Source organism: Bartonella raoultii, from assembly GCF_019659805.1.
GTDB classification, from domain to species: domain Bacteria; phylum Pseudomonadota; class Alphaproteobacteria; order Rhizobiales; family Rhizobiaceae; genus Bartonella; species Bartonella raoultii.
Window position 1 is genome coordinate 60,451 of sequence record NZ_JAIFRO010000004.1, and the last position, 25,473, is coordinate 85,923.

A 25,473-nucleotide genomic window follows, 5' to 3' on the forward strand; every position below is an offset into this window, starting at 1 on the left:
GGAATTGTCGAGAATAAACTTTTGACGAGTGTGGTGCTGAGAAAGAAACTGATCATGGATAGCAAGATTATTCAACAAAATGAAAGCCTCCAAGAGGATGTTATTGAAAAACATGGCCAAGGTAAATTTGAAGGTTTTCGTTTTTATGCCAATACAATCAATAGTGATCAAACAATCAATACACAAAATTTAAGAGATAATGAACATTTGATTCTTGCTTTTTCGAAACGTGCAGCGCGTTTTTGTAATTGTGCGAATGGAGATCTTAGCCTCAGTTGTGATGGTATCATTCGCTGGATTGGTCAACCTGTAGGCCAACTTGTTGCAACAGAAGACTTTCTAAAACCAAAACCGATCATTTTAGCAGATACACAATTAACAGGAGAAGCCCGTAATAAAGTTGTCCAACGATTAGAACGTTTTGTAACTTTTCATTTTACAACAACTTTAAAACCGCTTTTTGACTTGCTGCATGCACATCATTTAACAGATTTGACGAGCGATCTTGCTTTAAAGCTTGTCCATTCTTTAGGGGTTTTACCGCGTCAAGAAATCTCAGAACTTGTCAAAAGCCTTGATCAAGAATCACGCTCCATGCTGCGACGACTGGGAGTGCGTTTTGGTGCTTTTCATATTTATGTTACAGGAATGCTAAAGCCCGCTTCTGTCCAAACCATTATGCTTTTGTGGAATCTTAAAAATACAGGGCAAGACCAAACTGGATTAAATGAAATTCTCTCAGCTTTATCTGCAGGCAGGACTTCTCTGATTGTTGAGCCTAGCTATAACCGCCAATTTTATTCGTTAGCTGGTTATCGTATTTTAGGTCAACGGGCTGTACGCGTTGACATTTTAGAACGCCTTGCTAATCTTATCCGTCCAACACTTCATTGGAAAAAAGATTCTACTCCCAAGCCCGATGGTGCTTATGATGGCAAAAGTTTTTTTGTCACCCCAACCATGATGTCTATTCTTGGCGCCAATGGAACAGACATGGAGGAGATTTTAAAAGGTCTTGGTTATCAATCGCAAACCATTACCCGTACTGTTTTTGAACAAAACCAGCTTGCCTATAAAGACTCTCCCCATATGTGCACAACAGATATTCCAGCAGCAGAATGGGTTGGCTCTCCATGGCAAGACACAAAGAGGCTACCAAATACACAGGTAGAAAAAAATCTTTCATCCCCTTCGCCGGCAACACAGCAAAGCAGTACAGCTTGTCTGCCTGCTGCTGAACCTGTAGGCAATTTTATCACAAAAAAAAGCATTCAAAGTCCTGCAAGAGAAGATAAAGTTATTTTACTATGGCGTTATAATCATCACTTCCACCACCACGGTCACAAAAACCGTGACAAATCTGGACAGAAATGGCAAAATAAACAAAAAAAGGCTTTTAAGAAAGAGAGGAATATAAACGAAAAGTCCCCTCAAGAAGCCACAGCATCTACGAAACCCTCTTATAAATCTTCCTCTCCACATATCAAATATGGGAATCAACAATCATCTAAGAAAGCAAAACATCATAATCCCGATTCACCTTTTGCGAAATTAGCAGCACTGCGTGATCAACTCACAAAGAGTAAAAACACAGATATACTTTCCTCCAAAGAGCATTAAAGTAAAAAATGGAGTTTAATTTTGACCCACGTAGTAACCGACAACTGCATTCATTGCAAATATACGGATTGCGTTGAAGTTTGCCCTGTTGATTGTTTTTATGAAGGCGAAAACATGCTCGTTATTCACCCTGATGAATGTATCGATTGTGGGGTTTGCGTTCCAGAATGCCCTGCAGAAGCCATTCTACCTGATACAGAACCAGGTTTAGAAAAATGGCTAGAACTTAATCTCCGTTATGCAACCAGATGGCCCAATTTAACAACCCGAAAAGATCCACTTCCCCAGGCCAAAGAAATGGATGGCGTTCCAAATAAATTAGAAAAGTATTTTTCAGAAAATCCTGGAAGTGGTGAATAATAATTCACCAATGCGCACCACATACTTTCAAAAATAAAGATCATTCCCTTGTAAAAATAAAAAATCCTTAAGCGAAATGATTGATTCTTTTAAATTTTGATGTTAGTGTTATTTGTACATGATCATCTTTCTAAGTATTTTTTATTTGCTTTCTGTTTTTAGATTGTAAAGCGATATATTTTTTGTTGGATTTAAAAGTACTCAACTTTTATGCTCATTAAATTCGTGTAATATACTTGGTCAAAGAACGTTCAACGTTCAGGTTTTTTAGCCTGTTTTCCAGTACATTTATTGGTCATAAAGGGAGTAAACAAAAATATGGCATCCCAACACGGAACTTCTTCTCATGCAAAAGGATTTGAAACCTCTGAATATATCGTCTATCCAACCCATGGAGTAGGACAAATTATCGCAATTGAAGATCAAGAGGTTGCAGGACATAAGTTAAAGCTTTTTGTTATTCACTTTGCAAAAGATAAAATGGATGTCAAAGTACCTATCGCAAAAGCTCTTTCTGTTGGCATGCGCAAATTATCGGCTGGTGATTCTGTCGAACGTGCTTTGAAAATTTTACATGGAAAAGCCCGGGTTAAACGAACCATGTGGTCCAGACGTGCTCAAGAATATGATGCAAAAATCAATTCAGGAGATCTTATTTGTATCGCTGAAGTCGTCCGTGATCTTTTTCGTTCAAACCTACAGCCTGAACAATCCTATTCCGAGCGTCAACTCTACACCGCCGCATTAGAGAGAATGGCACGCGAACTTGCTGTCATTAATAATCTTTCCGAAACAGAAGCTATCAACCTCATAGAGATGCATCTCTCAAAGAAAGCAAAGCGTGAATTCAAAGCGGAAAGAAATGAAACAGATACGAACAACAAAGCCATCTATGCTGCATAATAACCTATTTATAGCTGTACACTTAAAAAGCAAAGGTTACACTTTAAAAAAAGTAAAATATTTTTGATAAAACAATATAATCAATAGAAAGCTATTTTATTGGGTTTTAATATCTCTTGTAAACAAGAAATATTGCGTAAATGCGCCTGTCCAGTTTTTATATAACAATATAGGGATAAATTTGAGTACAAGAAAATAAAATCACATAATTTTATCAAAAAATAAAATTGTTATTTAAAAGCTTATTCTCAGATGAACAGCCTCATATAAAGCATATAAACAACTTTTCAAATCTTTGAAAAGAAATGATCAATCATATTACAAGATTACAAAAAAGGATGTTCTTTCTGAATTTTGAGAGAGAATATTTCCTATAAATCAAACAAGCCCCCGATGCTCCTTCAAAAGCAGCAGAAAATTCCCAAAAAAATACACTACAATTAAGAAAGCCTTATGGTTTTATTTTTGATAAAAACAACAATCTTCTCTCAGCACTTTCTAATAAAATCCATAAGCACTCCCCCAAGCAATTTTTTTTGTTTTTAGCCTTTCCAAAGGGGATATGAATATAACCCACTCAAAAGCACTTTACATTGCTTAGCAAATAAACAGAAGAGAAAGATAAAACGCTCAATCTTTAGCAGGCAAAACAACCCGTCCGCGATACATTCCTGTTTTCAAATCAATATGATGGGGACGCCGCAACTCACCTGAGTTTTTATCCTCAATATAAGTTGGTGCTTTCAGGGCATCAGCCGAACGGCGCATACCGCGCTTGGCAGGAGAAGTTTTTCGTTTAGGTACAGCCATAAAGAGACACTCCAAATCCACTAAAACAGATAAAGCAACGCCGCAACCGACAATGCCTTTCAAAAACATTACAAAACTTTACAAAATTTGACAAAGTTATACACTGATAAAAAAGAAGAGGCAATGTCAAAATGTCTAACAGAGTGTAAAAATGATTTAATTGAATGCAAAAACGGTTTTTAAATGAGCACTCTCTCATCAAAATGTTATAAAATTTACGCTATACTCCAAGAGTAGAAAGAGTTTATAGAACATTTTTAGAGAGTTTTTGTTTCGCTTTAACAGGAAGTTCTGTACATACGAGATGAGCATAGACAATAACAAAAAGACCGAAACGAGCTGTTGATTTTTGAAAAATGCCCTCACCAAGATTTTTCAATCATCACCAAAGAAAATTGACAAAAATGAAAAAAATCAATACTCTTCTTTTTTAAATTTCAAGATTTCATTGTGTAAAAATAAGGAAGCAAGAATGCATGAATTTATGGCTCTTCTTGCCAAGCATGCGCGCACCGTTGAACAGCGGCTCGACACATTGCTCAGTAACCACGTTCAAAGAGGTGAAATTGCCCGTCCTGAACTTTTAATCAAAGCCATGCGCTATGGTGTGTTGAATGGAGGAAAACGCCTTCGTCCTTTTCTTGTCATTGAAAGTTCTGCCCTTTTTGGCATCCCCTTAGAACATACGCTTAACATTGCAGCTGCTTTAGAATGTGTACATTGTTATTCACTCATTCATGATGATCTGCCTGCTATGGATAATGATGACCTTCGACGCGGAAAATTGACAGTTCACAAAGCCTTTGATGAAGCTACAGCAATTCTAGCAGGAAATGCACTTTTAACTTTTGCCTTTGAAATCATTGCGCATAAAGCCGCAGTACTTTCTCTTAAGAGCAGGATCCAATTGATCACCACTCTTGCACAATCGGCAGGGCTTGGAGGTATGATCGGTGGGCAAATGCTTGACCTTGAAGCGGAAAAAAAACCACAAAAAGAGAGCGACATTATCCTGCTCCAACGCATGAAAACAGCGGCTCTCATAAGCTTTGCTTGTCAAGCCGGCGCCATCATGGGCAATGCTTCTCAAGAGTTGACAAACAAACTTGCGACTTTTGGAACATATCTTGGTTTAATATTTCAGCTAACGGATGACCTTCTTGATGTCACTTCCAGCACACAAACCTTAGGAAAAACAACAAAAAAAGATGAAGCAGCGCATAAAGCCACCTTTGTACGTCTTTATGGCATTAAAGAAACAGAAAAAAAACGCAATGAGCTGCTTGCAAAAACAGAAGCACTTCTCCATCCCTTTGGTTCCAAAGCAAAAATTCTCCAACAAGCGGCCCAATTTAGTGCATGCCGCAAAAATTGACCACAAATCTCCCGCCCAAATTTTGAAACATTCCTTTCAAAAAGTAAGCAGAAAAGAAAACCAATTTTTTGTTTTAAGCTTTTCCAAAACGGGTATGAATATAATCATTCAAAAGCACTTCAAATTGCTCAGCAATATGATCACCACGCAACACCTTCACTTTTTTTCCTTCAATAAAAACGGGTGCTGCTGGACTTTCCCCTGTTCCGGGCAAAGAGATCCCAATATCGGCATGTTTTGATTCGCCTGGTCCATTGACGATACATCCCATAACTGCAACCTTTAAACTTTCTACACCAGGGTATTTTTTACGCCAAACGGGCATATTTTTGTATAAATCCGCTTCAATTTTTTGCGCCAACTCCTGAAAAACTGTCGATGTTGTGCGACCACATCCAGGACAAGCGGCCACGACGGGCAAAAACTGTCGAAAACCCATCACTTGCAACAACTCTTGTGCAACTTTCACTTCTCGTGTCCGATCTCCACCCGGTTTAGGTGTTAATGAAATACGAATAGTGTCACCAATTCCTTGCTGTAATAAAATTCCCAAAGCCACAGAAGAAGCAACAATCCCCTTTGTGCCCATTCCAGCTTCCGTCAACCCCAAATGGAGAGCATAATCACAACGGTCTGCTAAATTAGCATAAACAGCAATGAGCTCTTGTACATCGCTTACTTTTGCGGAAAGAATAATTTTATCACGCCCCAAGCCTATTTCTTCAGCAGCAACAGCTGAAAGCAGAGCGGACTGAACAATGGCTTCACGCATAACTTCAACGACAGATAAAGGATTTGTCTGTTTTGCATTTTCATCCATAAGCCGTGTTAACAGGACCTGATCAAGGGATCCCCAGTTCACCCCAATACGAATAGGCTTATTATGCCTGCAAGCAATTTCAATAATTTGTGCAAATTGGTGATCTTTTTTTGCACCAAATCCTACATTTCCAGGATTAATCCGGTATTTTTCCAATGCCTCAGCACATGCGGGATGTTCTGCTAAAAGCTTATGCCCAATGTAATGAAAATCCCCCACCAACGGTACCGCCAAACCTAACCGTTCCAATCGCTCGCGTATTTTTGGCACAGCAGCAGCAGATTCATCACGATCAACAGTAATGCGCACCAATTGTGAACCAGCTTGTGCTAAAGCAGCAACTTGAGCGACTGTTGCATCAACATCGGCAGTATCGGTATTTGTCATAGATTGCACAACAATTGGATTTTCTCCCCCAACCAGCACATCACCCACCGCAACAGCGACACAATGACGACGCTCAAAGGGTTTAGATAAAGAATAGGCTGTGCTCATCCAATCCTCAATATTTCAAAACTTAAGATTTTTGCTTACTAATTGTGGTAATAATTTATCAGATTACCATAAAAAAACTTTCTGAAAGAAAAATCTCTCAAGAAGCAAAATTTTTGTTTTTCTTTTCACGAACCTCAGCAGCACAATCAATGCAACTTTTTAATTTTCAAGCCGTTATACAAAAATCCCAAGCACAATTCCAACTGTCATGAAACAGTATAACACATGAAGGAGTCAACAGATGTCTCTATTTTCCTCCCAGAGCAAAAACGCTAAAATTAAAAAACGCATTGCTCAATTAAAAAATGAACTTGTTCCCGTAAATCGTTGGTATTCTTCCAACGAAAGCTTTGAAAACATTTCTGAAATATTTGATACATGGAAACAAAAAGGGCGTCATGCATTTTATCACCTCAACAAACACGCAAAAAGCTTAAAGAAAAAAGCGCAAGAAAACCCTAAAACGACCCTTGCATTGGCTGCAGGTGCTATTTTAACAAGCTTTTTATTACTACGCAAAAATTAACAATACAGCCAATAATTTAATTTTTCATGCTCGCTTTTAAAGCGAGCATTTCCCCGTAGCGAAAAAACAATTTATAAAAAGCCTCTTTTTATAGGAAACAGCTTTTAATCTTTTCTATTTTTTTAGTGCAAGAATAAAAGCTTCAAGAGATGTATCATCACAAACCAAATAAAATCTTCTAAAGTAAAAACCCATTTGCTATAAGCAAAAGGGATAAAAGCCAAACTTAAAAGAAACAAACTTTTATCCTCCAGTACCGCTCTGAGAAGTATCCACATAAGTTACCACAGACATCCCTGGAATAAGCTTTTCAGCCCCTTCTTGTCCAGGATCTAATGCAATACGTACCGAAATACGTTGTGCAATTTTTATAAAATTACCAATTGTTGTATCCGTTTTTAACAATGAAAATTCGGATCCTGTTGCTGGTGCGAAACGAACAACACGTCCTGTTAATTTTTTATTGTTCAATGCATCAACAGAAAAAATAACAGGTTGCCCAACACGCATTTGCGACAATTGTGTTTCCTTATAATTAGCAATAATCCAAATATCATCAGAAATCACAGAAACCAGTTGTGTTCCAGGCACAACATATTGTCCTACCCGCGCGCCCACCAATCCTATATATCCAGTTTTAGGAGATAAAATCTTTGTATGATTGAGATTAAGCTTGGCCAATTCCACGCTTACCTTTGCTCCTGAAACCTCAGATTGTAAACTTTGTCGTTCAAGATCTAATTGCTTTTGCAATTGTCGTTTTGTTTCCAGCGCTGCCAACAATTGTGAAAGAGAACGAGACGCCTCAGACGACAGTCCAAGTTTTTTATTTTCAGGCAAAACATTAGAAAATGCACGAGAACGGGTTAATTCAGCGTCTATAGTATTAATTTCCCCCTGTAAGAGCTGCGCTTGTAAAGCAATACTTGCCAATTTTGCATTTTTTGAATCCAGAACTGCCTGCGCCCGTGCAAGCTGTTGACGAAAAAGAGAATCATCGAGTTCAAACAACAACATTCCCTTTTCAACGCGTTGATAATCTTGCACATAAATCCGTGCTACCACACCAGAGACCTGTGAACTTACCAGTGTTACATTACCCTTAATGGAAGCATTATCGGTTATTTGAATTGTACTAACAAAAGGAGGAAGCCTCCACGCCCATAAAATCAGCAAAATTCCTATAATTCCTGACAGGAATACAATAACCGTCGCTTTTGATCGCAGCGCTTTTATCATTTTTTGTACTCCTTATGAAGGACAGAACTTTGCTTTTCAAAAATATACAAAGAACATGATTTAAAAAATATTTTGAGAAAAAAGAGAAAAAATACAACCATTGCGATATAAAAATAAAGCCGGAAAACGTCGTCATAAGCAAAAATATTTGCTGTTAACTTAAACTTCTCAATGAGTCTTGCTGTATTTTGCTCATCCCCTAAAATGGGAGGAATAGAAGCACCGTAAGAAGGTGAAAATAAGGTATTGACCTCCCCTGAAATAAGAGGATCAGTGACAACAATATTTTGTATTAAAGCTTCAAAATTCTTATGTGCGAAAATAAACTGCAAACTGCCAAAAAAAGCGGCTCCCATCAACCCCCCTGTGACCTGTGTGAGCAGAAAAACAGCAATAAAACTTAAAACATAACTGGGCCCTTTCTTACCAGCGATAATAAAGCCCTTAAAAAGAACAGAAGGCAAAAAAAGCGCATAACTAAAATTAACCAATCCTTGGCTCAACATCATATCTTGCGGGCGCGTTAAGTGGTTTACATGACTGTCCAAATAAGCGCCAAATGCTAAACACCCTAAAGAGATAAGATAAAAATAATCCTCACGACCATCACGTAAAAAAAAGACGCACACCGCTCCCCCCAAAAGGGTACCTAATGTTACAGCAAGATACATAGGTATCATTTCCCGATTCAACAAACCAAAGAGATTAAAAAATCCTGTTGTTAAAGTTGAACGCTCTAACAAAAAAACGTGAAAAACCAACAAAATAAGAACAGATTGCACCATTTCTTTACTAAAAAGCCAACGTAAATCAATCAATGGTTTTTTTCGGTTCAGCTCAATAATAGTAGCAATGGTTAAAGAAAGAACAGCAAAGGCAAGCCCCCATCCAATCCATTCTGCCTCATGCCACCAATATAATGTACCAACAGACATAATCACAGCATTGAGTCCAAGACCAAATGCAATGAGACTATAACTTACCCAATCTAATTTTTGAATAACCTTACTTCGTACAACAGGTGTCAGGGGAAGAGCGTAAATACATCCTAAACTGATAAGCACGAGCCCCATCTCCATAGCGGAAAGATGTAAAAATCCACCATTTTCCAGTAAATCAGGTGAAATCAAACGTGACAAAGGAGCCGCTAAAATAGCATTCATATAATTCAAGCTCAAACCGATAGTATATTTCTTTGCGGGTGCAAAAGCCTCCATCATATAAAGGAGAGCAAGAGAAGCCAATGGTGCTGCAGCAATACCAGCAAAAAAACGAATAATAAGAGCAGAACGCAAATCCGTAACAAACAATTGTAAAATACAAACCAAAACGAAACTTAAAATCGAGAGTTCAGCAAAAGCACGCAAACCAAATTGGTAACGGATTTTAATCAACATAATTGCAACACTGACATTTGGTGCCATATAAGCAGCAACCAGCCATGTCGTTTCAGTCAGCGTTGCATGGAAATCTCCAGTCAAATAAATAATATTAGACTGAACAACATTAGCCCCTAAGCCATATGCCCACTGCAAAATAAAAGAGGCAAAAATATAAATAAAACATTTTGGCAAAGGTCCTGCAAAAACAACACCGGGATGAGGAAAAGGTTTGCCCCCTCTTTTAGCAGACATAACCGTACGCTTTCTACCGCTCATGTCGCTTTTTCCTGTGTACTATGTTACGCCTCTGCCAGCCGCATGCCAACAGTTTTTAATTTATAAAAGAAATCTTCTATTTGATCTTCGCCTTCACTTATTTCCCCCTCCAAGCTTGCACGAATCTGCAAGATCTGCTGTTCTAACAAGTTAAAAGACAGATGTTCAACAGCCACCACCCTCTCGGCTAAAAGAGCACATCCCGAAAATGTAATATTGGCGACACCACCACAAACAGCAAATAGCTTTTCTCCTGCTGCGGTTCGAATACGAACACTTCCCAAAACAATGCTTGCCACCAAAGGCGCATGATGAGCCATAACAGTCAAAGCACCTGAAGCAGAAGGCAAAACAACAGATATCACCCTCTCTGAAAAGACAATTTTTTCAGGTGATATAAGTTCAAACAAAAAATGCTCTTCTCTACCGTTATCCACAATACTCTCCACGAGACTTTCTAAAAGGATCGTTTATCTTCTTTATAACAAGCATTTATTACCAACTTCTTTTTATCAAGAAGCTTCTGCAATAAGACGCTTTCCTTTTTCCAGAGCCTCATCAATCGAACCGACCATATAAAAAGCTGCTTCAGGCAAATGATCATAATCGCCCGCACAAAGACCTTTAAACCCTTTAATTGTTTCTTCTAAAGGAACAAGCTTCCCAGGTGATCCAGTAAAAGCTTCAGCCACATGGAAAGGTTGCGAAAGGAAACGTTCAATTTTACGTGCACGTCCAACAAGCAACTTATCATCTTCAGAAAGTTCATCCATTCCTAAAATAGCAATAATATCTTGAAGTGATCTGTAGCGTTGCAAAATAGTTTGAACTTGACAAGCAACGGTATAATGCTCCTCACCCACAATTAACGGATCCAACATACGTGAGAAAGAATCGAGAGGATCAACAGCTGGATAAATCCCTTTTTCAGCAATTGAGCGTGAAAGAACAGTTGTCGCATCCAAATGGGCAAAAGATGTTGCAGGAGCAGGATCGGTTAAGTCGTCAGCAGGTACATAAATGGCTTGAACAGAAGTAATAGATCCAGTTTTTGTACTTGTAATACGTTCTTGCAAAGCACCCATATCGGTTGCCAAAGTGGGCTGATAACCCACAGCAGAAGGAATACGCCCTAACAGAGCAGACACTTCAGCCCCAGCTTGGGTAAAACGGAAAATATTATCAACAAAGAACAAAACATCCTGTCCCTCATCACGAAAACTTTCTGCAATCGTCAACCCAGAAAGAGCGACACGCGCACGTGCTCCTGGAGGCTCATTCATTTGTCCATAAACAAGGGCACATTTTGACCCCTCTGTTGAACCATTGTTGTCTTTTGGATTCACATTCACGCGGCTTTCGATCATTTCATAATAAAGATCATTTCCCTCACGGGTACGTTCACCCACACCGGCAAAGACAGAATATCCACCATGGGCTTTTGCAATATTGTTAATAAGCTCCATAATAAGGACGGTTTTTCCAACACCAGCACCACCAAATAAGCCGATTTTTCCCCCTTTAGAATAAGGTGCTAACAAATCAACAACTTTAATGCCGGTAACGAGAATTTCTGAAACGGTTGACTGCTCAACATATTCAGGCGCATCTTGGTGGATTGCCCGTTTTTTTTCCGCGACAATAGGCCCCACATTATCCACGGGCTCCCCGATCACATTCATAATACGACCAAGAGTTCCCTCTCCTACAGGAATAGAGATCTGTGCACCTGTATCAACAACCTTTTGTCCCCGCACCAAACCATCGGTTGTATCCATAGCAATGGTACGTACAGTATTTTCACCCAAATGCTGAGCAACCTCTAAAACCAGCCGATGTCCTAAATTTTCTGTTTCTAACGCATTGAGAATATTGGGCAAAGCAGTACCTTCAAACTGCACATCTACAACAGCACCAATGACCTGTTTGATCACCCCTATAGCCCCTTTTGAAGATTCCTCTCTTTTTGGTTGCTCCTTTTGAGGGGAAGAAGAAACAGGATCAGAAGAATCCTTTATACGCGCTTGAGATTTCGAGGCGGCTTTTTTCACGCCTGAACGAGCAGTTGATTTTTTTTTCTCAACCTTTTCTGCTCCTTTACTTGACGTCACTGCTTTTACCATCAATCCTTACCTTTTCCATTTAAAGCGCTTCAGCGCCCGCAATAATTTCAACCAATTCTGTTGTGATCTGTGCCTGACGCTGGCGATTATAAGCCACCGTCAATTTATTGATCATTTCACCCGCGTTACGCGATGCATTATCCATAGCCGTCATCTTCGCCCCCATTTCACCGGCAACATTTTCAAGCAAAGCACGAAAGATTTGCACAGTAAGATTACGCGGTACCAGCACATCCAAAAGAGAAACGGCATCAGGCTCATATTCATAAACGATTGATTGTGCACCGCGACTTGCATCTTTTTTTTCAACGATATGGTCTCCTTCCACAACCTCTAATGGAGATACTGTTGGAATTAAACGAAAAGCCGTCGGTTGCTGATTGATCACTGAAACAAATTCAGAATAAAACAGCGTACACACATCAAATGCACCCTCATTAAACAAATCAATAACCCGCTGACTAATCATTGCCGCTTCAGCAAAACCAATCTGCTTTACAGAATGCAAATCGATATGATCAATGATCAAATCTTTATAATCGCGTGCTAAAATATCAGCACCCTTTTTCCCTACGGTTAAAATTTTAACGATTTTATGAGCCGCAAGAAAGGCTTTAATTTGTTCACGCGCACGCCGCGCAATTTGTACATTAAAAGCACCACACAAACCACGCTCTGCGGTACAAACCACCAAAAGATGCACGTCATCCCTCCCTGTTCCACGCATAAGAGGGGGGGAATCAACAGCATCGACATCAGCAGCAACATTGGCTAGAATAGTCGCCATTCGCTGTGCATAAGGACGCGCAGACTGAGCCGCCTCTTGCGCACGATGCAACCTAGCCGCTGCCACCATCTGCATGGCTTTGGTAATTTTCTGTGTTGCCTTAACCGAGGCGATACGGTCTCTAAGATCCTTTAATGACGCCATTGAAGCATTCCATCAATTTTATTTACGAAAAAGTTTTCGCATAAGAATTCAAAAGAACGATAATTTTCTCTTTAATTTCATCCGTAATCTGCTTTTGTGAAGCAATTGCTTGTAAAAGGTCTTGATGATCACCACGCAACAGGGTCAAAAGTCCTTGCTCAAACCGAGCAACATCAGCAACAGCAAGAGAATCGAGATAACCATTAACACCAGCGAAAATAACAACCACTTGTTCTTCAGTTTTCAGGGGGGAAAATTGCGGTTGCTTTAATAACTCGGTTAAACGTGCTCCTCGATTTAGAAGACGCTGTGTTGAAGCATCCAAATCGGAGCCAAATTGTGCAAAAGCTGCCATTTCGCGATATTGTGCCAATTCTCCTTTAATTGACCCTGCAACCTGCTTCATAGCCTTAATTTGTGCAGCCGAACCAACGCGTGACACGGAAAGTCCTACATTCACGGCTGGACGAATTCCTTGATAAAACAAATTTGTTTCCAGAAAGATTTGCCCATCAGTAATCGAAATCACATTTGTAGGAATATAAGCGGAAACGTCATTGGCTTGTGTTTCAATAACAGGCAAAGCCGTTAAAGAACCAGAACCATTGTCTGCATTGAGCTTTGCAGCACGCTCCAAAAGACGCGAATGCAAATAGAATACATCTCCTGGATAAGCTTCACGACCAGGCGGACGACGCAACAAAAGAGACATTTGTCGATAAGCGACAGCCTGTTTTGATAAATCATCATAACCGATCAAAGCATGTTGACCATTATCACGGAAATATTCGCCCATAGCACATCCGGCCAGCGGCGCAATAAATTGCAAAGGAGCAGGATCAGAAGCCGTAGCCGCAACAATAATGGAATATTCGAGGGCACCACGTTCTTCTAAGACTTTAACAAATTGTGCAACCGTTGAACGCTTTTGACCGATAGCAACATAAATACAATAGACCTTATCCTGATCCCGTCCAGCTGTTTTTTCATGGAACGGCTTTTGATTCAAAAATGCATCAAGTAAAATCGCTGTTTTTCCTGTTTGGCGATCACCGATCACTAACTCACGCTGTCCACGCCCAATGGGAATGAGAGCATCAATAGCTTTTAAGCCCGTTGACATTGGTTCATGTACAGACTGACGGGGAATAATCCCTGGAGCTTTAACATCGACACGCCGCCGCTCTGTCGCCTGCAGAGGTCCTTTTCCATCAATTGGATTTCCCAAAGCATCGACAACACGCCCAAGCAAAGCGGGACCGACAGGAACATCCACAATAGAACCTAACCGTTTAACGGTATCTCCTTCACGAATATCACGATCAGAACCAAAAACGACAACACCGACATTATCAATTTCCAAATTGAGTGCCATACCTTGCACACCATTGGAAAAGGAAACCATTTCACCTGCTTGGACATTCTCCAAACCGTAAACGCGAGCGATACCATCCCCCACGGACAAAACCCAACCAATTTCTGAAACTTCAGCTTTTTGGTCGAAGTTTTTGATTTGTTCTTTTAGAATTTTTGAAATTTCAGATGGTCTAATATCCATCAGCTGACCTCTTTTTTCAATGCAAGCTTAAGTGAAGATAACTTCGCCACAAGGGATGTATCAATCTGCATTGACCCGACACGAATGATCAAACCACCAAGAATTTCTGGATCAACACAAATATGCAGCAAAACTTTTCCCCCAATGACCCCTTCCAAAACCACGCGCAACTCTTTTTCCTGCTGAGCGGTTAATGGACATGCAGAAATGATCTGCGCCGTCACTTCTTTACGAGACGAAGCAACACAACGCTTAAAAGCTTCTAAAATACCAGACAAGGCATAAAGCCTGCGGTTTAGAGCAATAACACACAAAAAATTACGCACAATTTGCCCTGTCTTTTCATCAGCAAACTTGATACATTCACAAATAGAATGCATCATTTTAATCTGTTCTTCTTCTGAAAAGAAGGGGCTTTGCACACCACGTTTTAAGTCTTCATTTTGTTTTAAGACATCCCCAAAAGACGCCACGGCTTTTTCAACATTTTCAACGGCCCCTCTTTCTTGAGCCAAATCAAAAAGCGCTTGTCCATAGCGTTGTTCCACCAATGGCAGCGGTATAAGAGAAAATGAATCCGACACGAAATACCGCCTCTTTCCCTTGAGCGACTCTCTGATAGTTATCAGATGAAATGAATTGAACATTCCAAATTTTAAGAATCTCTTTCTTAAAATCAAGAATAAAAAACTTTCTGGTTTCTAGCATAGACATTGCAGACTCGCAACACCACAAATCAACGCTTTTTAAAAATTTTAAACAAAATCTTTAAAAGAGCTTTGAAAACAATTTTTCAAAAAACCATCTGTTTTTATCTGCTTCTTTTTGACATTCCCTGAAAGACTTTTCAAGTCCTTTTCTTTATAGCATCAATGGATTACAAATCAAAAAACAAGACATACTTTCTTCGTATTCACTTTGTGTAAAATGCACGCTCTTATAAGAGAACAGTGCACGTAACAATATGTTCTTTCAAATATGCTACACAAAAAACCAATATGCTTCTTGAAATAAGAAAAATTTATGAAAGACGCTCTTCATTAAAGAGCATAAGAAACGATAAAAATTGGGTAAAAGGTCTATTTTAAAAGAGCCGTTTTTTGCTGTAAAAAATGCCTTGTTATATTGTAGCTTTAGAAAAAACTTTGTGGATCAATATCAATTTGAACCCGAACAGAATGGGGCATTTTAGGCGTATATCTGAGCATCGCACGAATAAACCCTTGCATATCAAAAGAGCGCTGTCCTTGCAGCAAAAGCCGAAAACGGTACCGTCCTCGAACAAGAGCCAAGGGTGCTTCTGCTGGTCCCATCAGTGAGATATTTTTTTCTTGTGGAGCAGCTTGACGTAAGGCGCGAGCATATTGTTGTGCATCTTGACGCTTTTCTGACGAGACAATCAAAGAGGCAAGCCGCCCATAGGGAGGGAGATGATAATGTTCACGCATAGCAAGTTCATGCGTATAAAATTTTTCATGTTGTCGTGAAAGCAACGCTTGTATCACGGGATGATCAGGTTGATAGCTTTGCAAAAAGCCCACACTTTTAAGCCCCATACGCCCTGCTCTTCCTGTTACCTGAGATAAAAGCTGAAAGGTTCGTTCACTCGCACGCAAATCACCATTTGCAAGACCAAGATCCGCATCAATAACCCCGACCAAAGAAAGCTTGGGAAAATGATGTCCCTTAGCAACCAATTGTGTTCCAATGATAATGTCAACATCGCCCTTTGCAATTGCTTGCAATTCACTTCGTAATTGACTAATCCCCCCTTTTAAATCTGTTGAAAGAATCAAGAGCCGCGCCTGTGGAAAAAGCATGCGTGTTTCTTCGGCAATTCTTTCCACCCCTGGTCCACAAGCAACAAGATGATCTAGCGTTCCACATTCTGGACATGCTTCTGGAAGAGGTTGATGATAACCACAATGGTGACATTTAAGTTGTCCTTGTGCACGATGTTCAACCAACCAGCTTGAACAATCGCTACAATGAAAACGATGTCCACAAACCCGACACAAAGTTAAAGGTGCATAACCACGTCGATTAAGGAAAAGAAGCGACTGTTCTCTTTTTTCGAGAGTGTCTATTAAAGCCTGTTCCAAAACAGAAGAAATAAAACGTCCCTTTTGCACACCACCTTTGCGCATATCAATAACCTGCAACTGTGGAAGCGCTGCTGCTTTAAAACGAGAAGGCAAATGCACCTTTTGATAACGTCCTTTTAAAACATTTGCCTGACTTTCAATTGATGGTGTTGCTGAAGATAAAATAACAGGAAAATTTTCAAAGGATCCGCGTGCAACCGCCATATCACGTGCATGATAAAAAATGCGCTCTTCCTGTTTATAAGCACTATCATGCTCTTCATCAACAACAATCAACCCCAGATCATGAAAGGGAAGAAAAAGGGCCGAACGCGCCCCAGCTACAACGCGTATCTGCCCTTCTGCAACTTGCCGCCACACACGTTCGCGACGACGTGGTGCCAAATCTGAATGCCATTCAGCTGCTGCTGCTCCAAAGCGTGCATAAAAACGATCTAAAAATTGCTGTGTTAAAGCAATTTCAGGCAATAAAATCAAAACCTGCTTATTTTCTGTAAGCGCTTGTGCAACGGCTTCAAAATACACTTCCGTCTTTCCTGATCCCGTCACACCATCAAGCAAAAAAACCTGAAACTTGGCTGATAAAACACCCTCTCGCAATACTGCTGCTGCTTCCTTTTGTGCTCCCTCCAACTGAGGCGGAGAAAAATCAGGATCAGGTTTTGCTACAAGCGCAGGAGCAGGAATCATAACATCTTCAAAAATCCCAAGTGCTTTTAGCCCTTCAACAACAGACACCGAAGTCCCTGCTGCATGGGCAAGACCAGAGCGTGTCCAAACCCCACCATCGCGCACCAACTCCAAAACCCGTGATCGTGCGGGGGTAAGACGCGCAACCTCTCCTCCACAATAGCGCAATCCTGGCATCTGTGATTCTGGATCCAAAGCAGCCGGTACACTCAAAATCAATCGTGCAACAAGACCAAAAGGAGTCATCGTGTATCGGCTCACAAAACGCAAGAAGGCAATCATCTCTCCTTTAAGTACAGGACAATCAAAAACATGAAGAAGAAAACGTAATTTTTCCTGCGCCACCGGCACAACACTTTGTCCATCTTTTTCTTTTGTCTCTCCAACCTCCACAACAAGACCACAAAGCACGCGCCCCATAACAGGAACCCGAACAAAAGACCCCACTTTCACCTCCATAGAAGAAGGAACTCTATAATGATAAGCATGGTTAACAGGCAAAGGTACCAATACAGCAACAGTTTCTTTTTCTGTCTTATTTGACTTCATTTTTATGCCCAAATCTTATAAAAACATTTTACTCTCAAAAACGGTTTTACATCATATCTTCTCTTTTGATGTCATTGTGCATACTTGTCTAGAAAGCACCTTTTATCCTTATCACAAACCTTGCACAAAATAGTGCTTTTCAAACTATCTTCTATCACAAAACCATTGCCCTACCTTCATAACCTAAGGAATTCCATAATGATAAGCATCAAAGATCAAAGTGATAAGCACACACCAGAAACAAAACTTTTCGTCTTCTAGCTTCTCTTTAAAACAGAAAAATTGTGTTCCCTTTGACCTTAATATTTCAACAGCCCCTATAAATACGCATTCTTCCTCTTGCTTTTGCAATAAACACGAGCGCATAACAAATGATAAGGTAAAACATCAAAAACTTTGAATAAAAAGGTAAAAACCTAGGAGAGAAGAGATGAAATTTTTTGTGGATAGTGCCCATATTGAAGAAATCCAAGAATTAAACAATTTAAGCCTCGTGGATGGTGTCACCACCAACCCTTCTCTTATCCTCAAATCAGGACGCAATATTTTTGATGTTATAAAAGAAATTTGTACCCTCGTACCTGGACCTGTTTCTGCTGAAGTTGCAGCAACAGAATTTGAAAGTATCATGCAAGAAGCAGCTGTCTTAGCAAAAATTGCTGACAATATTTGCATCAAACTTCCTTTAACATTTGATGGGCTAAAAGCTTGTAGAACTCTTACACAACAAGGGATAAAAACAAATCTCACACTTTGTTTTTCCGCCAATCAAGCCTTATTAGCAGCAAAAGCAGGTGCTACATTTGTTTCGCCTTTTATCGGAAGACTAGACGACTGCGGGATAAATGGGAGCGAATTACTTCATGAAATTCGCACAATTTATGATCATTATAATTATAAAACGCAAATTTTGGCAGCCTCTATCCGTACTGTTAACCACGTCAAAGAAGCAGCCTTAAGTGGTGCAGATGTTGCCACTGTTCCACCATCTATCTTAAAAGCGCTCATCAAACATCCCTTAACCGATAAAGGCTTAGAAATATTCCTCAACGATTGGAAAAAGACCGGACAAAATATTTTTTAATGTTGAGGAATTTCCTTTAAAAGATCTCTGGAAAGTAACATAAAAATTTGCTCTGCCAGTTCCTCAGCCACGCGCTTTTGTGCATCTTCTTCTGCTTGCAGCGTCGCATATTCTTGACGAAGCCGCTCAAAAGATGCACGCATCGTTGCCATTCCTGTTGCAAGAGGAACATTGTCCATATTTCGTAAACTATAAGACACTTTTCCTATTACGGTTCCAACGGAAGGCCGCCCATTTCTTCTTTTATCGAAATCAACTTCTATTTGCATAGAATTCCTTGTAAACACAGATATCTGTAAGGCCAATTGATAAGCAGGCGCTGAAGGTTTATCACCATTTCCATACAAAAGAAACAGCAGATGATTACGTACCATTTGGCCAAAACGATCTGAAGGCTCTTCCACAACAATAGAAGCTAACCTTGCAGACAATCCTAAAGAAGCAACATCTTGCCCTGCAACATTTCCCGTAAGCGTTGCGTTTTTTGAAACCTGACGATAAAGCGGCTCAACTTTACATCCACATAAGAATGTGCACACGCCTAAGAAAACCATAAAAATAAAGCATTTAGAGAACGACATTCACAATCCTTTGGGGCACAATAATCATTTTTTTCACGGGCTTTTCTATCAGAAGGGCTTTCACAAAAGCCAAATTTAACACAGCCTCTTCAATCATCTCTTTACTAGCAGTTGCTGAAACAGTGACCTCACCACGTTTTTTGCCATTCACCTGTACGGGTAAAGTATAACAGTCCTGAACGGTTAATGTCGGATCATAAACAGGCCAAGGCAATTCAGAGACCAAAGTTGTTCCACCTAACGCAGCATGACATTCTTCTGCTAGGTGCGGCATAAAGGGTGCAATCATCATCAAGAAGAAATCCATAGCTTGACGTAAAGAGGCTTTCATTTCATCCTCCATATTGTCTATTTTATTTAATAAAGGTGCCATGATATTCAAAAATTCATAAAGACGTGCAATAGCCCGATTAAAAGCAAATTTTTCCAAATCATCTTCTACAGCGCAAAGGATGCAATGTGCTGTTTTTGACAGCTCTAAAGCTTTTCCTTGTTGTCCTACGCGGGGAGCAACTTCTCGCAAAGCTGGGGCTCCCAAAGCTACACAGCGCCACACACGCTGTACAAAGCGATGTGCTCCTTCCACACCAGCCTCTGTCCAGATAACATCTCGTTCAGGGGGCGAATCTGATAAGACAAACCAGCGTACGGTATCGGCTCCATAGGATGCAATAATATCATCAGGATCCACGACATTTTTTTTCGATTTAGACATTTTTTCAATCAATCCAATTGTCACTTCGCTCTGATCGGTCAATTTATACGCTTGACGTTTTCCATTTTTTTCGACGATTGAAATTTCTGCTGGTGATACCCACCCCTGCTCATCCCGATAGGTTTCATGAACGACCATTCCTTGCGTAAAAAGTCCTTTAAAAGGTTCATCAACGGATACATAACCGATCAATTTCATGGCACGCATAAAAAAGCGGGAATAAAGAAGATGTAAAATCGCGTGTTCAATTCCTCCAATATATTGCTGTACGGGTAGCCATTCAGTGGATGCTTGTTTATCAACGGGTTCTTTTTCCCAAGGATTGGTAAAACGCGCATAATACCAAGAAGAGTCCACAAATGTGTCCATTGTATCCGTTTCGCGTTGAGCAGGCTGCCCACAGGAAGGACAAGAAACATCTTTCCATGTTGGATGACGTGCAAGAGGATTGCCCGGTTGATCAAAAGTCACATCATCAGGCAAAACAACGGGCAAATCAGCTTGTGGTACAGGCACCACACCACAAATTTCACAATGGATAACGGGAATAGGACATCCCCAATAACGCTGACGTGAAATCCCCCAATCACGCAATCGAAATTGCACTGTTTTTTTCCCCTGTGGCTGTTCATAAAGAACTTGGTCTTCAAGCTTCTTGGCGGCAACTTCAAAAGCCTGTTGCGGTGTCAAACCATTTAAAAATCCAGAATTGATCATCACCCCATCCCCTATATAAGGCGTTTCAGCAATCACGAAATTTTCTGCATCTTCCCCTTTTGGTAAAACCACAGGCCGCACAGGCAGACCATATTTACGTGCAAAATCCCAATCTCTCTGATCATGGGCCGGACAACCAAAAACAGCCCCTGTTCCATAATCCATAAGCACAAAATTAGCGATATAAACGGGAATCTGCACCGCTGAATCAAACGGATGTATCGCCATCAAAGGCGTTAGAAACCCTTGTTTTTCAGCCGTTTCAAGAACTTGCGTTGTCATTCCACCAGAGCGACAATTTTCGATAAAAGTGCTAAGCGCTTTGTCTTTTTTTGCCAAGGCTTGCGCAATGGGGTGGTCAACAGACAAAGCCAAAAAAGACGCTCCAAAAAGCGTATCTGGTCGTGTAGAATAACAGACAATTTCTTGAAATTGTACATCTCCATCATCGGTAACATCTGTGGGCTTTAAAGCCCAACGAATCAGCACCCCCTGAGACTTACCAATCCAATTTTTTTGCATAATGCGAACTTTTTCAGGCCATTGCTCTAATTTTTCAAGCCCTCTCAAGAGATCTTCACTAAAGTCGCTAATTTTAAAAAACCACTGTGTTAATTCACGCTGTTCCACCAATGCACCAGAACGCCATCCTCGACCATCAACCACCTGCTCATTTGCTAAAACCGTGTGATCAACGGGATCCCAATTCACCTTAGCCACTTTGCGTGTTACCAAGTCTTTTTGATAAAAATCAAGGAAGAGTTTTTGTTGGCGATGATAATATTCAACATCACAAGTCGCAAATTCACGCGACCAATCTAAAGACAGCCCTAATTTTTTTAACTGCCCACGCATAACCGCAATATTTTGATAGGTCCAAGTTTTAGGATGTACATTACTTTGCAATGCAGCATTTTCTGCGGGCATACCGAAAGCATCCCACCCCATTGGATGCAGCACATGAAAACCTTTTGCACGTTTATAACGTGCAACCACATCACCCATTGCGTAATTGCGCACATGCCCCATGTGAATACGCCCAGAGGGATAAGGAAACATTTCTAAAACATAATATTTTTCACGTTGATCGTCCTGAGCAGCTTGAAAAATCTTCTTTTCATCCCAGATCGTTTGCCATTTTTGTTCCCTAGCACGTGAATTATAGCGTTCAATTGTCATGCGCATGATACTCTTTAAATAAAATAAAACCAAAAATCTATTTTACTATGCTTGACCATGGATTAACTCCAAGGTCAATATTTTCAGTTAATATTTCACGAAGTATTTTATACGATTCTTAATAAACACCAACCTAACCCCTGAATAAAACGCAAAGGCATGAAAATATGGACACACACATTCTTCCTGATATTTCTTCTCTTAAAGCATGGCAAAACCTTCAAAAAGACATTACGGATACATGTCGAGAGCTCAAACGCTCTGGAGAAGAGGTACAACTTATTGCTGTTTCAAAAACGGTCGTAGCAGAAAATATTATACCGCTTTTGCAAGCAGGTCAGTCTGTTTTTGCAGAAAACCGCGTACAAGAAGCAGCAAAAAAGTGGCCCAACTTACGGCAACAATTTAACAATATTGAACTTCATCTCATCGGTCCTTTACAGTCAAATAAAACAGCCCAAGCCGTAGAACTTTTTGATGTTATTCAAACGGTTGATCGTGAAAAAATAGCCAAAAGCTTGAGCATAGAAATGCAAAAACAAAAAAAAGCGCTTCCTTGTTATGTTCAAGTTAATATTGGGCTAGAGCCGCAAAAAAGCGGTATTGCACCGCAAGATGTTGTCTCTTTTGTTTCTCAATGTAAAAATCACTATGGACTTGATATTATCGGCCTTATGGGCATCCCACCTCTCCAAGAAAACCCTGGTCCCTATTTTGCACTTTTAGCAAAACTGGCAAAAAAAGCGGAACTATCCAAACTTTCTATGGGCATGTCCAATGATTTTAAAATTGCTCTGCAATTTGGCTCTAACGTTCTTCGTATTGGTTCTGCTTTATTTGGACAACGCTCTGTTTAAACGCATTTTTATAAAACTAAAATAAACTATAACGACAGTATAAAATATTTTTATCAAAGATAATCTTAGAAATTTTAAAATATTGCTAGGCAAATCTATCTTCTTTAGTCTAAGCTGTGAGAAGTTTTTATAAAATAAAAAGCTTTTAGGAAACGTTATTGTTAAAAATACCCAAAACTATAAGAGCTTATTTTTCTCAATAAAGACTGAATGGAGGGAACACATGTCTGAAAAAATTTATCCCATATTAGACAATATAAAAAAAAATACTTTGATCGATGAAGAAACCTATCAACAATGGTATCAAGAGAGCATCAACAACCCAGAAAGTTTTTGGGCCAAACATGGGCAACGTATCGAATGGTTTAAACCCTATACAAAAGTAAAAAACACTTCCTTTCATGGCGATGTATCCATTCAATGGTATGAAGATGGAATAACCAATGTTGCCTATAATTGTATTGACCGTCATTTAAAGAATCACGGCGACCGCATTGCACTTATTTGGGAAGGAGACAATCCCTATCATGATAAAAAAATAAGCTATAATGAACTTTATGAACATGTCTGTCGTTTTGCCAATCTCTTAAAGAGCCATGGTGTCAAAAAAGGCGATAAAGTTACCATTTACCTTCCCATGATTCCCGAAGCAGCCTATGCCATGCTAGCCTGTGCACGTATTGGTGCGGTTCATTCAGTTATTTTTGCTGGTTTTTCTTCTGAAGCAATAGCAGGACGCATTGTTGATTGCCAATCAACTTTCGTTATTACCGCAGATCAAGGTTTGCGTGGAGGAAAACAAATTAACCTAAAAGACAGTGTTGATGCAGCTATTGAGATTGCAGCTGGTCATGATATTCATGTCAATCAAGTCATGGTCATAAGACGTACCTGCGGTAAAATTCGTTGGGTAGAGGGACGTGATTTTTGGTATCATGAAGAAATCTCTCAAGTTCCAGCTGATTGCCCTCCAGAACACATGAATGCTGAAGATCCACTTTTCATTCTTTATACCTCTGGTTCAACAGGCAAGCCCAAAGGTGTTTTGCATACAACAGCTGGTTATCTGGTTTATGCCTCCATGACACATGAATATGTTTTTGATTATCATGCTGATGAAATTTACTGGTGTACAGCAGATATAGGCTGGATCACTGGTCATTCTTATTTGATTTATGGGCCTTTATGTAACGGTGCGACCACTTTAATGTTTGAAGGTTCCCCCTCTTTTCCTGATCAAGGAAGGTTCTGGGAAATTGTTGATAAACATAAAGTCAATACGCTTTACACTGCTCCAACAGCCATTCGTTCCTTAATGGGAGCAGGTAATTCTTTTGTCCAACATTCAAAAAGAACATCCTTACGTCTTTTAGCGACTGTAGGTGAACCCATTAATCCAGAAGCATGGGAATGGTTTTATCATATCGTTGGAAACAACCATTGTCCGATTATAGACACGTGGTGGCAAACAGAAACAGGAGGCCATATGATTACCCCCCTCCCTGGTGCAACACCACTCAAAGCTGGATCAGCCACACGTCCTTTTTTTGGTATTATTCCTCAACTTATTGATACAGAAGGAAATATTTTAGAAGGTGAAGCGGAAGGCAATCTTTGCATTGCTGATTCATGGCCTGGGCAAATGCGTACACTCTATAATGACCATAAGCGCTTTATTGAAAGTTATTTTTCTCCCTATAAAGGAAAATATTTTTCAGGTGACGGATGTAAACGTGATAGCGATGGCTATTACTGGATTACAGGACGCGTTGATGACATTCTCAATGTCTCTGGACATAGGCTTGGAACCGCTGAAATTGAATCGGCTCTTGTTTCACATCCTGCTGTTTCAGAAGCCGCAATTGTCGGTTATCCTCACCCCATTAAAGGGCAAGGAATCTATAGTTTCGTCACCTTAATGGAGGGAAAAAAATCAAGCGAAGCATTACATCAAGATCTGATTGAACACGTCAAAAAAGAAATTGGAGCGATTGCCATATTGGATAAAGTTCAATTTGCTCCTCAACTGCCCAAAACACGCTCAGGAAAAATTATGAGACGTATTTTGCGAAAAATTGCTGCAAATAATTTTGATAATCTTGGAGATACTTCAACGCTTGCAGAACCACAAGTTGTTGAAGATCTTATTGCCAACCGGCAAAATAGGGAGGCCACAGCTTAACCCAAAACACCAACAGTGGCTTTAGCCTTTCTTCTCTCTTAAAAATGCTTTCTAAAGCCACTGAAAAGATCTATCCAAACAGCAAAAAAAAGAAAGAAAGCTCTCCATATCTCTCAAAATAGAGGTACTTTCTCACCAACAAACGCGATACAGCTGAAAAAAAGAGGCAAAATTGTAAAATATGAATGCGCGCAACACAAAAGCAACAAAAGGTCTTATCTTTTTCTATTTCTAATAACCAAGCACAAATGCCGTTGAAGAAAAACAAGAATGAACGTTTTTTGTTTGTACTAGAATCATACGTGTATTCCTGCTACAGAAGTAAAAATGCAATTGAGAAACACAATGATGAAATCTATTTTACGAAAAGTTTCTAAAACATATTTAAGACTCTTC

The 25,473-nt window shown here is 39.9% G+C and carries 20 protein-coding genes; 8 read left to right on the forward strand and 12 right to left on the reverse strand.

Annotated elements, in window-relative coordinates; all coding sequences use genetic code 11:
* Nucleotides 1-54 precede the first annotated feature (54 nt).
* The 3 genes from K3248_RS04575 (at nucleotide 55) to K3248_RS04585 (ending at nucleotide 2,883) form a co-directional block, all read left to right on the forward strand.
* Nucleotides 55-1,620: a hypothetical protein gene (locus tag K3248_RS04575; protein ID WP_220717220.1), complete on the forward strand. Its 1,566-nt coding sequence runs from the start codon at nucleotides 55-57 to the stop codon at nucleotides 1,618-1,620.
* 21 nt (nucleotides 1,621-1,641) lie between these two features.
* A complete protein-coding gene (fdxA, locus tag K3248_RS04580; RefSeq protein WP_220717221.1) occupies nucleotides 1,642-1,980 on the forward strand; it encodes a ferredoxin FdxA in 339 nt (112 codons plus the stop codon).
* A 318-nt stretch (nucleotides 1,981-2,298) separates the two neighbouring features.
* On the forward strand, nucleotides 2,299-2,883 hold the full coding sequence (locus K3248_RS04585; protein WP_220717222.1) for a CarD family transcriptional regulator: 585 nt from the start codon (nucleotides 2,299-2,301) through the stop codon (nucleotides 2,881-2,883).
* Nucleotides 2,884-3,513: 630 nt separating this feature from the next.
* Here the strand turns inward: K3248_RS04585 and rpmF are convergent.
* Nucleotides 3,514-3,693, reverse strand: coding sequence for a 50S ribosomal protein L32 (rpmF, locus tag K3248_RS04590; protein ID WP_220717223.1), 180 nt, complete (start codon nucleotides 3,691-3,693; stop codon nucleotides 3,514-3,516).
* Between the two features lie 472 nt (nucleotides 3,694-4,165).
* Here rpmF and K3248_RS04595 point away from each other — a divergent pair, with 472 nt between their 5' ends.
* A complete protein-coding gene (locus K3248_RS04595; protein WP_220717224.1) occupies nucleotides 4,166-5,068 on the forward strand; it encodes a polyprenyl synthetase family protein in 903 nt (300 codons plus the stop codon).
* A 73-nt stretch (nucleotides 5,069-5,141) separates the two neighbouring features.
* On the opposite strand, the gene ispG is transcribed toward K3248_RS04595, so the two are convergent.
* The gene (ispG, locus tag K3248_RS04600) at nucleotides 5,142-6,383 is read right to left on the reverse strand and encodes a flavodoxin-dependent (E)-4-hydroxy-3-methylbut-2-enyl-diphosphate synthase (RefSeq protein ID WP_220717225.1); all 1,242 of its coding nucleotides are present in this window, start codon (nucleotides 6,381-6,383) and stop codon (nucleotides 5,142-5,144) included.
* A gap of 241 nt (nucleotides 6,384-6,624) precedes the next feature.
* On the opposite strand from ispG, the gene K3248_RS04605 reads away from it, so the two are divergent.
* On the forward strand, nucleotides 6,625-6,909 hold the full coding sequence (locus K3248_RS04605; protein WP_220717226.1) for a hypothetical protein: 285 nt from the start codon (nucleotides 6,625-6,627) through the stop codon (nucleotides 6,907-6,909).
* Between the two features lie 243 nt (nucleotides 6,910-7,152).
* On the opposite strand, the gene K3248_RS04610 is transcribed toward K3248_RS04605, so the two are convergent.
* From K3248_RS04610 to K3248_RS04645, 8 genes are all read right to left on the reverse strand, one after another.
* Nucleotides 7,153-8,148, reverse strand: coding sequence for an HlyD family secretion protein (locus K3248_RS04610; protein ID WP_220717227.1), 996 nt, complete (start codon nucleotides 8,146-8,148; stop codon nucleotides 7,153-7,155).
* The gene (locus K3248_RS04615; RefSeq protein ID WP_220717228.1) at nucleotides 8,145-9,806 is read right to left on the reverse strand and encodes an MFS transporter; all 1,662 of its coding nucleotides are present in this window, start codon (nucleotides 9,804-9,806) and stop codon (nucleotides 8,145-8,147) included. Before K3248_RS04615 ends, K3248_RS04610 begins: the two co-directional genes overlap by 4 nt.
* Before the next feature lie 23 nt (nucleotides 9,807-9,829).
* Entirely contained in the window at nucleotides 9,830-10,243 is a 414-nt protein-coding gene (locus K3248_RS04620) for a F0F1 ATP synthase subunit delta/epsilon (protein ID WP_220717229.1), read from the reverse strand.
* A gap of 75 nt (nucleotides 10,244-10,318) precedes the next feature.
* Nucleotides 10,319-11,929, reverse strand: a complete 1,611-nt coding sequence (gene atpD, locus K3248_RS04625; RefSeq protein ID WP_220717230.1) for a F0F1 ATP synthase subunit beta — start codon at nucleotides 11,927-11,929, stop codon at nucleotides 10,319-10,321.
* A 19-nt stretch (nucleotides 11,930-11,948) separates the two neighbouring features.
* A complete protein-coding gene (locus K3248_RS04630) occupies nucleotides 11,949-12,860 on the reverse strand; it encodes a F0F1 ATP synthase subunit gamma (RefSeq protein WP_220717231.1) in 912 nt (303 codons plus the stop codon).
* 22 nt (nucleotides 12,861-12,882) lie between these two features.
* Nucleotides 12,883-14,418, reverse strand: a complete 1,536-nt coding sequence (gene atpA, locus K3248_RS04635) for a F0F1 ATP synthase subunit alpha (protein ID WP_220717232.1) — start codon at nucleotides 14,416-14,418, stop codon at nucleotides 12,883-12,885.
* Nucleotides 14,418-15,002, reverse strand: coding sequence for an ATP synthase F1 subunit delta (gene atpH / locus K3248_RS04640; RefSeq protein WP_220717233.1), 585 nt, complete (start codon nucleotides 15,000-15,002; stop codon nucleotides 14,418-14,420). Before atpH ends, atpA begins: the two co-directional genes overlap by 1 nt.
* A 549-nt stretch (nucleotides 15,003-15,551) precedes the next feature.
* The gene (locus K3248_RS04645) at nucleotides 15,552-17,762 is read right to left on the reverse strand and encodes a primosomal protein N' (RefSeq protein WP_220717234.1); all 2,211 of its coding nucleotides are present in this window, start codon (nucleotides 17,760-17,762) and stop codon (nucleotides 15,552-15,554) included.
* Nucleotides 17,763-18,192: 430 nt separating this feature from the next.
* Between K3248_RS04645 and fsa the strand changes: the two genes are divergently transcribed.
* Nucleotides 18,193-18,846 (forward strand): fructose-6-phosphate aldolase, encoded by a 654-nt coding sequence (fsa, locus tag K3248_RS04650; protein WP_220717235.1) that lies wholly within the window; start codon nucleotides 18,193-18,195, stop codon nucleotides 18,844-18,846.
* On the opposite strand, the gene lptE is transcribed toward fsa, so the two are convergent.
* Together lptE and leuS are read right to left on the reverse strand one after the other, a co-directional pair.
* Nucleotides 18,843-19,427, reverse strand: coding sequence for an LPS assembly lipoprotein LptE (lptE, locus tag K3248_RS04655; RefSeq protein ID WP_220717236.1), 585 nt, complete (start codon nucleotides 19,425-19,427; stop codon nucleotides 18,843-18,845). The two genes, fsa and lptE, sit on opposite strands and share 4 nt — an antisense overlap.
* Nucleotides 19,414-22,038: a leucine--tRNA ligase gene (gene leuS, locus K3248_RS04660; RefSeq protein WP_220717237.1), complete on the reverse strand. Its 2,625-nt coding sequence runs from the start codon at nucleotides 22,036-22,038 to the stop codon at nucleotides 19,414-19,416. The genes lptE and leuS overlap by 14 nt, the downstream gene beginning before the upstream one ends.
* A gap of 167 nt (nucleotides 22,039-22,205) precedes the next feature.
* Here leuS and K3248_RS04665 point away from each other — a divergent pair, with 167 nt between their 5' ends.
* On the forward strand, nucleotides 22,206-22,895 hold the full coding sequence (locus K3248_RS04665) for a YggS family pyridoxal phosphate-dependent enzyme (protein ID WP_220717238.1): 690 nt from the start codon (nucleotides 22,206-22,208) through the stop codon (nucleotides 22,893-22,895).
* A gap of 223 nt (nucleotides 22,896-23,118) precedes the next feature.
* Nucleotides 23,119-25,077 carry an acetate--CoA ligase gene (gene acs, locus K3248_RS04670; RefSeq protein ID WP_220717239.1) on the forward strand — a complete coding sequence of 653 codons (1,959 nt, stop codon included), beginning with the start codon at nucleotides 23,119-23,121 and terminating at the stop codon, nucleotides 25,075-25,077.
* The last annotated feature ends 396 nt before the right edge of the window (nucleotides 25,078-25,473 follow it).